General features: G+C 39.5%; 10 protein-coding genes and 1 pseudogene. All 11 read right to left on the reverse strand.

What is annotated here, in order from left to right; translation table 11 throughout:
- A partial coding sequence (locus PCORN_RS20600) for an RHS repeat-associated core domain-containing protein (protein ID WP_036082619.1) occupies positions 1-588 on the reverse strand: 588 nt, incomplete at its 3' end.
- Positions 589-1115: 527 nt separating this feature from the next.
- Positions 1116-1661 (reverse strand): hypothetical protein, encoded by a 546-nt coding sequence (locus PCORN_RS19160; RefSeq protein WP_036082621.1) that lies wholly within the window; start codon positions 1659-1661, stop codon positions 1116-1118.
- Positions 1651-1893 (reverse strand): colicin E3/pyocin S6 family cytotoxin, encoded by a 243-nt coding sequence (locus PCORN_RS16555; protein ID WP_036082623.1) that lies wholly within the window; start codon positions 1891-1893, stop codon positions 1651-1653. Before PCORN_RS16555 ends, PCORN_RS19160 begins: the two co-directional genes overlap by 11 nt.
- Positions 1894-2005: 112 nt before the next feature.
- Entirely contained in the window at positions 2006-2551 is a 546-nt protein-coding gene (locus tag PCORN_RS20610; RefSeq protein WP_241433234.1) for a hypothetical protein, read from the reverse strand.
- Positions 2552-2807: 256 nt separating this feature from the next.
- Complete coding sequence (locus PCORN_RS20615; protein ID WP_036082627.1) at positions 2808-3170, reverse strand: RHS repeat-associated core domain-containing protein; 363 nt, start codon at positions 3168-3170, stop codon at positions 2808-2810.
- Between the two features lie 766 nt (positions 3171-3936).
- Positions 3937-4509, reverse strand: coding sequence for a hypothetical protein (locus PCORN_RS16575; RefSeq protein WP_036082631.1), 573 nt, complete (start codon positions 4507-4509; stop codon positions 3937-3939).
- Positions 4510-4782: 273 nt separating this feature from the next.
- Positions 4783-5022: a hypothetical protein gene (locus PCORN_RS16580; RefSeq protein WP_036082633.1), complete on the reverse strand. Its 240-nt coding sequence runs from the start codon at positions 5020-5022 to the stop codon at positions 4783-4785.
- 46 nt (positions 5023-5068) lie between these two features.
- Positions 5069-5335, reverse strand: coding sequence for an RHS repeat-associated core domain-containing protein (locus PCORN_RS21455; protein WP_077913962.1), 267 nt, complete (start codon positions 5333-5335; stop codon positions 5069-5071).
- A 181-nt stretch (positions 5336-5516) separates the two neighbouring features.
- Entirely contained in the window at positions 5517-6014 is a 498-nt protein-coding gene (locus PCORN_RS16585) for a hypothetical protein (RefSeq protein WP_149024408.1), read from the reverse strand.
- A 268-nt stretch (positions 6015-6282) separates the two neighbouring features.
- Entirely contained in the window at positions 6283-6927 is a 645-nt protein-coding gene (locus PCORN_RS16590; protein WP_036082637.1) for a hypothetical protein, read from the reverse strand.
- 457 nt (positions 6928-7384) lie between these two features.
- Positions 7385-7555, reverse strand: a pseudogene (locus PCORN_RS20620) (RHS repeat-associated core domain-containing protein); the annotation flags it as partial.
- Positions 7556-7663 lie beyond the last annotated feature (108 nt).

Consider the following 7663-nt stretch of genomic DNA (forward strand, 5'->3'; position numbering starts at 1 on the left):
TAAATGTAGCGATTTTGGCTTCGTGGGATCGTCTAGGGCGCCGCGATAGCTGTCGGCTTGTAGGAATCGACCGGTGTTGGTGTCGTAATTCCGTGCGCGTAAGTTTTGACTGTCGCTAGTGTCGTGCATTTGCGCGCGGTATCCGATTTGGTTGGCCATTGGTGCGGCTGCGATTGCTGTACCGTAATCGGTATAGTCGTAATCTGTGCTTTCCTCGCCGCTTGCATCGATCTTGCCCACGATGTCTGTCAAACCGTTCTCGTGATAGCTTTCGTCTTCGGTTCCGAGGATTTGGTCGTCTTCACCAAAGCGGTAATCGGTGCTGGTTTCCGTCGTTTCGCCGTTGTCTTCGGTGGTTTCATCAAGTTGCGCTACTTGGGTGTATTCTTGGGTGAGGTCGTTGATGTAGCGAATCGTTGTGATGGCTTGGTACCCGACGGATTTAGTTGTTTCTGTCGTGCGCTCAGTGCTTGTCGAGTTGCCGCCATCGCTTTCTTTTAGCTCGGTTTTGCCTTGAATGCCGTCTTTGGTTTTCGTTGTTGTGCCTTCTTCCGATGTCGTTGTTTTCGTGCTGTTATCTTTCGTCACGACATCTGTGCCTTCTCCTGCGATCGGAGAACACCCTTCAAAATCGCCAGACGCGCGTTTTTCGAGTTGTTTGGCTAGGCTCTCGGTTTTAGTCGTGGATTCTGGTTGCTTCGTTGTCGTGCCTTCTGTGGCTGTTTTGCCGGGTGTTACTTTTAAGTTGTCTTTGGCTTGTTTGTCGTAGGTGGTGATCCATTCGCTGAGTGTGCCTGTGACTTCTTTGGTTTTGTCGGTGATGGTTTCTTTGCCAATCCGGTTGCCGAATGCGTCGTAGCTGTAGGTCGTGACGTGGCCTTCGTTGTCAGCGGATTGGATGAGTTGGTTTTCACCGTTGTACGTGTATGTTTCTACTTTACCACTTCTTAACGCTTTTTTGGTAATGTTTCCGTTTTTGTCGTGGGTGTAGGTTGTGTCAGCGTCTCCATTGCTGTACCCTAATCGATATTTCTATGTAACCAAGAGAGTTGGCTTAAAACTCTCTTGGTTAATCAAACGCACTATATCAGTAATTTAGAAGCCTCTACTATCATTTAATCTGGTAGTTTATCCAAAACATCTCTAAATAATATATCTCCCTGCGTCACATCCGGCCCAAATAAAGTAACATCCTCTGAAAAATTAATTCCTTCGATTTTTCTCCAAGATTCAGCCCAAAACATTCGGCTATATTTTATGCCTTCATAGCTTTCTTTAATAAGTTCTTCTAAATCAAATTGCATAAAATTAAAAGCTGCCTCTGCATCCCCAACTAATACTGGCTCTATCTTTCTAGGGTCCTTATTCAGCACCTCAAAACTATGTTCCACTGCATATACATTAGCCAGCTTAGAAACGGTCACTATCGAAGTATACTCTACTTCAAAACTATTTTCTTTATATGCTCCCATAGTGAAATACCATTTATCTGAAGGATTGTCAAATTCCGTCATATAACTTATCTCAATATTGTTTAACTCACAAAATTTAACGACCTTTGTTGGTAGCATCAACCTATCAGATGATTTTGTTATATACAAACTTTCATTTTCCCCATTGTAGTACATATCAAGTACATCATTAACCTTACTATTTAACATTAATATCATGCCTCCCTGATTTATCTGCTGGCTTATTAGTAATTTTATTCAAATCCATATCAATTTCACCTTGGTGTTTGCCTCTTTTATTTTGCATTTCAAACCGCCCATGCTGAGTATCCAGCGAATAATAGTTTTTACCATCAGTGTATATTTTTCTGCCCACATTTTTTGATTTGATATCTTTATCTACCTCTTTCCATCCATTTTTCTTCGCTACTTTTGCAGCCATTTCCTTCACTGCTGCAACACGTTCACCTGCTGGTAATCTACTAATCCTATTCTCAAATCCTTTAGCAATATTCGAACTAGCAAAATGTTGAATGTCAAATTTAAGGAATTTCTTAGTTGCTTCTTTCTTTTTGGAGTTTGCTTAACAATGTCTCTATTTTAGAAGCTAATTTTGGTGTTACTTTTAAGACTGCCTTGCCTCCTGCTTTTGCTAAAAGACCCGCAAGTAGTATTTCATCTGGGCCCGGAATGACAGCCATCAGAGCTACGGTGCTCCAATCACCTAGCTTCTTGGATAGTTCCGCACTTTTCTTCTTGTCAATGTTCCCATTTGCATCAAATGCCCAGACTTCATCTGGTTTTGGATAGCCAGCTTTGGAGTTGTAGGTTGGATCTTGGTAGCCTGTGTTTTTACTGCTGACAAAGTTCTTGTCTTTACATAGCGCTTGATAGGCTTTCGCTTTTTTAGCTGCTGTTGCGGCGGCTTTTTTCTTCTTGGCTTGGGCGAGAGTTGCTTTTCTAGCCTTGAGTGTTGCTTGGATGGTTTTGCCGATGTTTTTGATTTTGCTGGATGCTTTAGCCAACATTTTTAAGCCTGCTCGTTTGATTGGTTGGACAAAACGCTTCACTTTTTCACTGATTTTCTTCGCTTGTTTCACGATCGTGTGTTTTGCTTTTTTGTATATTTTCTTGGTGATTTTTTTTGATTTGCTTCACTGATTTTTTGGCTGCTTTGTAAAATTTCGCCGTTGCTCGTTTGACTTTCGTCGCTACTTTTTTTCGCGGCTCGTTTGATTTTTTTTGTAGACTTTTTTTAGCGACACGCTTGATTTTTTTTGATGACGCGCTTCACTTTTTTTGACGGTTCGCTTGATTGCTTTTTTTGACTTTTTTTGACACCTTTTTTTGATGCTATTACCGAGTTTCTTCGCTGCTTTTTTTGGCTTTGTTTTTGACTTTCTTCGCTTTTTTCTTGAGCCAATTCATGAAGTGACCGCTCGGATCGCCATAGGAATTGGGATTGTTGCCGCCGTAAATGTAGCGATTTTGGCTTCGTGGGTCGTCTAGGGCGCCGCGATAGCTGTCGGCTTGTAGGAAGCGACCGGTGTTGGTGTCGTAATTCCGTGCGCGTAGGTTTTGTGTGTCGCTGGTGTCGTGCATTTGCGCGCGGTATCCGATTTGGTTGGCCATTGGAACGGCTGCGATGGCGGTACCGTAATCGGTGTAGTCGTAATCGGTGCTTTCTTCGCCGTCGGATGTCGTTGCGATGTCTGTCAAACCGTTTTCGTGATAGCTTTCGTCTTCGGTGCCGAGGATTTGGTCGTCTTCGCCAAAGCGGTAATCGGTGCTGGTTTCTGTGGTTTCGCCGTTGTCTTCGGTGGTTTCATCAAGTTGCGCTACTTGGGTGTATTCTTGGGTTAAGTCGTTGATGTAGCGAATTGTCGAAATAGCTTAACCGTATTATATATAGCTTAATTTACGCCTGATTTCCCGGATCAATCATCGACGTTACGTTACCAACTGCGTCATATTTCTATGTAACCAAGAGAAGTTGACTACTTCTCTTGGTATATTACAAACCTGTAACCTCATGTGTTTTATTGTATGTCTAATATTAAATACCAAAATGAATAAGTAATTGATTATCATTTTTAGCTGTGACGCATAATTCAAATAGCGAACCTAACTGCTCCATTACGGCTGATTTCTCAAATTCATTTTTTTCGTATTTATTAGAATCAATATCATAATTTCCACTTATAAAGAAGCTACTTGGTGCATTTTCAAAAAAGTTCTATCCAGCATGAAATTATTTTTATTAAACTCTCCAAATTTTCTCCTCTAAAAATTGTAATACCATAGTAGTTTAGACCCTTCTTGTCCTCTCCTAACTCGTTCCACTCCGATTCAGTCCATTCCAAAGAATCTAAGATATACATAATCAAATTATCATCTACCTTTACCATGTCACGATTCTTTTGATACTCAATTATCTCACTAATAACAAAATCATGAATCAAACTCAATATAACTTCACCTCTTTCTATTGCTTTCCGAATGACACTATGCTGCCATCTGGCGCTAAATCAATGTATTTACCATCCTTTTTATAGCGGATCACACCATCCACAGCACCCTTAACTGGACTTTTTGTAGAACGCTTTTTAGCAGTTTTAGCAAACTCTTCTGCTTTTCTCAAGTATTGGTCAGCATCTTTCGCACCAACCTCAGTGCCATGTTTTTTAAAGTGATTTTCTAAAGAATCCGTTGGCGATTTGAAACTCCCCTTATTCCAACTACTCGAACTAAGTTCTCCTGCTCCTGATTTTATATTAGAAATCAAATCACTCGCATCTTTAATGATGTTTTGTGTGCCGTTTTTTGCTACTACTCCGCTACTTGTCGCAATAGCTACACCCGCTATGTTTGCCGGGACACCTGCTATCGCTCCAACTCCTGTTACATCCAGAACCAGTCCGCCACCTACAAGTGCACTACCACCTGCCATTCCTAGTCCACCAACAGCAATACTGCCAATGTCACTTAGGATTTTTCCGATGTGATAGAGGTTGTTGTCGCCATAGGCTTGATCATTTTTATTGAGCGTACCAACCATGCCAAAGGTTCCATTGTTGGCGAGTCCATCTACAAAACCTGCTCCTAGAGCCGAAGTTCCACTACAGACGGATTTCCAATTTTTCTGTGCGCGTAGTTGATTCGCAATCTTCTTTTCTGCGTACTTTTTGCTTGCTTTGTTCAGTTTGGCTCTTAGGACGACTTTTGATTTGGCTCGTGCGATTTTGCTGACGATGGAAGCTACTTTTATTTTTGTTTTGGCTTTTGCTAGGAAGTTTAGCCCAGCTTTTTTGATGGTGGTTATTTTTTTTCTTCACACTGCGTTTGATTTTTTTGTATCTTTTTCTGTACGACTTTTTTTGGCTTTTTGATACACTTTTTTTCGCTGTTCTGTGAATCTGTTTGATGGATTTCGTGGCTGCTTTTTTGAATTTTTTTCACCGCGCGTTTGACTTTCGTTGCTACTTTTTTTCACGGCGCGTTTGATTTTTTTTGTAGACTTTTTTTTACTGCTTTTTTTGATTTTCTTGATGGCTCGCTTGACCTTTTTCACCGTTTTCTTGATGGCTTTCGTGACTTTCTTTACGCCTTTTTTGATGCTATTGCCGAGTTTCTTCGCTGCTTTTTTTGGCTTTGTTTTTGACTTTCTTCGCTTTTTTCTTGAGCCAATTCATAAAATGACCGCTCGGATCGGCATAGGAGTTCGGGTTGTTACCGCCATAAATGTAGCGGTTTTGACTCCTTGGGTCATCGAGGGCACCTCGGTACGTATCGGCTTGTAGGAAGCGACCGGTGTTGGTGTCGTAATTCCGTGCGCGTAGGTTTTGTGTGTCATTGGTGTCATGTATTTGAGCGCTGTAAACAATTTACTTTGTTCTTAGAACGGGTTGCGATGCGATAACTCAATATATCAACCTTGCCCTTTAACCCCTATCCATACTTTCTAATTGTACTGTTTTCTAACATATTTTTGTATGTATCTGAGAGAGAAAATCTCTCTCGATCTAGCGAATCATCTTAGTTATAGTTAAACTAAACTCTTCTACCTCACAAATAATACTCATCAAAATAAGTACTAATAATTTGGTCAATCTCTGTATTTTCTCCAACATGCACTGAAAAATAATCCAAAAAATATTGATATACATTTTCATTTTTATACTTGCTCAGTAAACATAAAAATTCTTCTGCCAACTCGATATCTTGACTTAACTTTTCCTCACTGAAATAGAGTATTAAAGTAGTTATATCCGATTCGACAATCTTTTCAGACACGGCTTCTAATACAAAACATTTTTCATCAGTTGAGTAAGTCTCATTACAAATAAATTTAACAAGCTCATCTTTTGAACAATCTGATTGATAAATTCTAACAGCTGTTTTTTTTAATCTAACTACGGCATCGGGTATGTCATTATAGTAGTCTTCATAGAAATTAACGTAATTAATGTCATTATGTGTAAACTCATTTATATTATTATACGCAACTATCTCATAGTTACTAAAGTCATTGTGAATGACAGTAAAATCTGTAGCCTCATACACCGATAGGTTGCCCATGTCATCAATAATTCTATACGATTCAAACACACTTTCACTATCTATAAGTTGATATTCTCCCGAAAAAATTGGATAGCATTTATCTAGAGTTATATATTTATTTTTTTTTATTACTAATACATTGGACTATCATTTTCTCACTCCTATCGGAATAAAGTTACTATCTAGCTCCACAATCCAAAAATCGTCGCCTACACCAGACCGTAAGTCTTTAGGTTTTGAAACTTTTATTTTTGCATCATAGGAACTCACCTCACCAGTTTTCAAATTTTTTATAATAATGTACTTTTCCTGTTCCAAAATTACTTGTATAAGAAAATTCGGATTCCATTTTAGCCCAATCAGACATTGAACTCCCATCCTTAGTAAGTTCGTTTATAAGCTTAGGATCTTTTAATTTATCACCTGAAATAATAGATTTAGAGTTTTCAACAATATCACCTTTTAATAACGATTCCTTATACTTTTGATAAGCAAAAATATCACTAGCTTGATTACTATTTTTAACAGGTTCTTTATTAACCGAATTTCCTATGCTCCCTTTATATACACCACTACCCCAAACACCTAGGTAACCTAAATTCAGCATACCGACAGCCCCAGCATATGCAAATTGCTTCTTCTCCCATTCTGTTAGCACTTTTCCTGTGAATGGATTGACACCTGTTTTGACCGCTAACATTTGTTTCATGTAGATGTCCATTAAGTCATTACTCACACCACCTGAACTTGTTGCCACGGTGCCATTTTTCACGGCCGCTGTATAGGCTTTCGTTGCTGCTGCATTTTGTTGTGGTGTATTGCCTGGTTTGGATAGCCAGTAGGTACCGTCATCTAGCGGGCTCTTCTGATAATCAGAGAAGTTATATGAGCTGATTGGCTGCGTATTCTTACACACTGCTTGATACGCTTTATTTCTTTCTAGCTTTCTTCTGCTTTTTGTTTTGCTTTTTTCTTGGCTGCTAGTTGTTTTTTTTCACCGTTGCTTTGATTGCTTTTCCTGTTGCTTTGACATAACTGAAAGCTTTTCGTATTTGTTTGATACCTGCTTTCTTAATGGTTTTTACAATATGTTTCACTTTTTTTGGCTACTTTTTGTACTTTTTTTCAGGATTACTTTTGCCTTTTTTATAAGCCTTTTTTCGCCACTTTTTTTGATTTGTTTGATGGATTTCTTCGCGGCTTTTTTTAAACTTGCTTACCGCGCGTTTGACTTTAGTAATGGCTTTTTTTTGCAGCACGTTTGATTTTTTTTATAGACTTTTTTTTACTGCTTTTTTTGATTTTCTTGATGGCTCGCTTGACCTTTTTCACGGTTTTCTTGATGGCTTTCTTGACTTTTTTTCACGGCTTTTTTAATGCTCTTGCCGAGTTTCTTCGCTGCTTTTTTTGGCTTTGTCTTTGAGTTTCTTCCCTTTTTTCTTCAGCCAATTCATGAAGTGACCGCTCGGATCGCCATAAGAATTGGGATTGTTGCCGCCGTAAATGTAGCGATTTTGGCTTCGTGGATCGTCTAGGGCGCCGCGATAGCTGTCGGCTTGTAGGAATCGACCGGTGTTGGTGTCGTAATTCCGTGCGCGTAAGTTTTTGACTTGTCGCTAGTGTTCGTGCATTTGCGCGCGGTATCCGATTTG

Origin of the sequence: Listeria cornellensis FSL F6-0969 (genome assembly GCF_000525855.1) — a bacterium.
GTDB lineage: Bacteria > Bacillota > Bacilli > Lactobacillales > Listeriaceae > Listeria_A > Listeria_A cornellensis.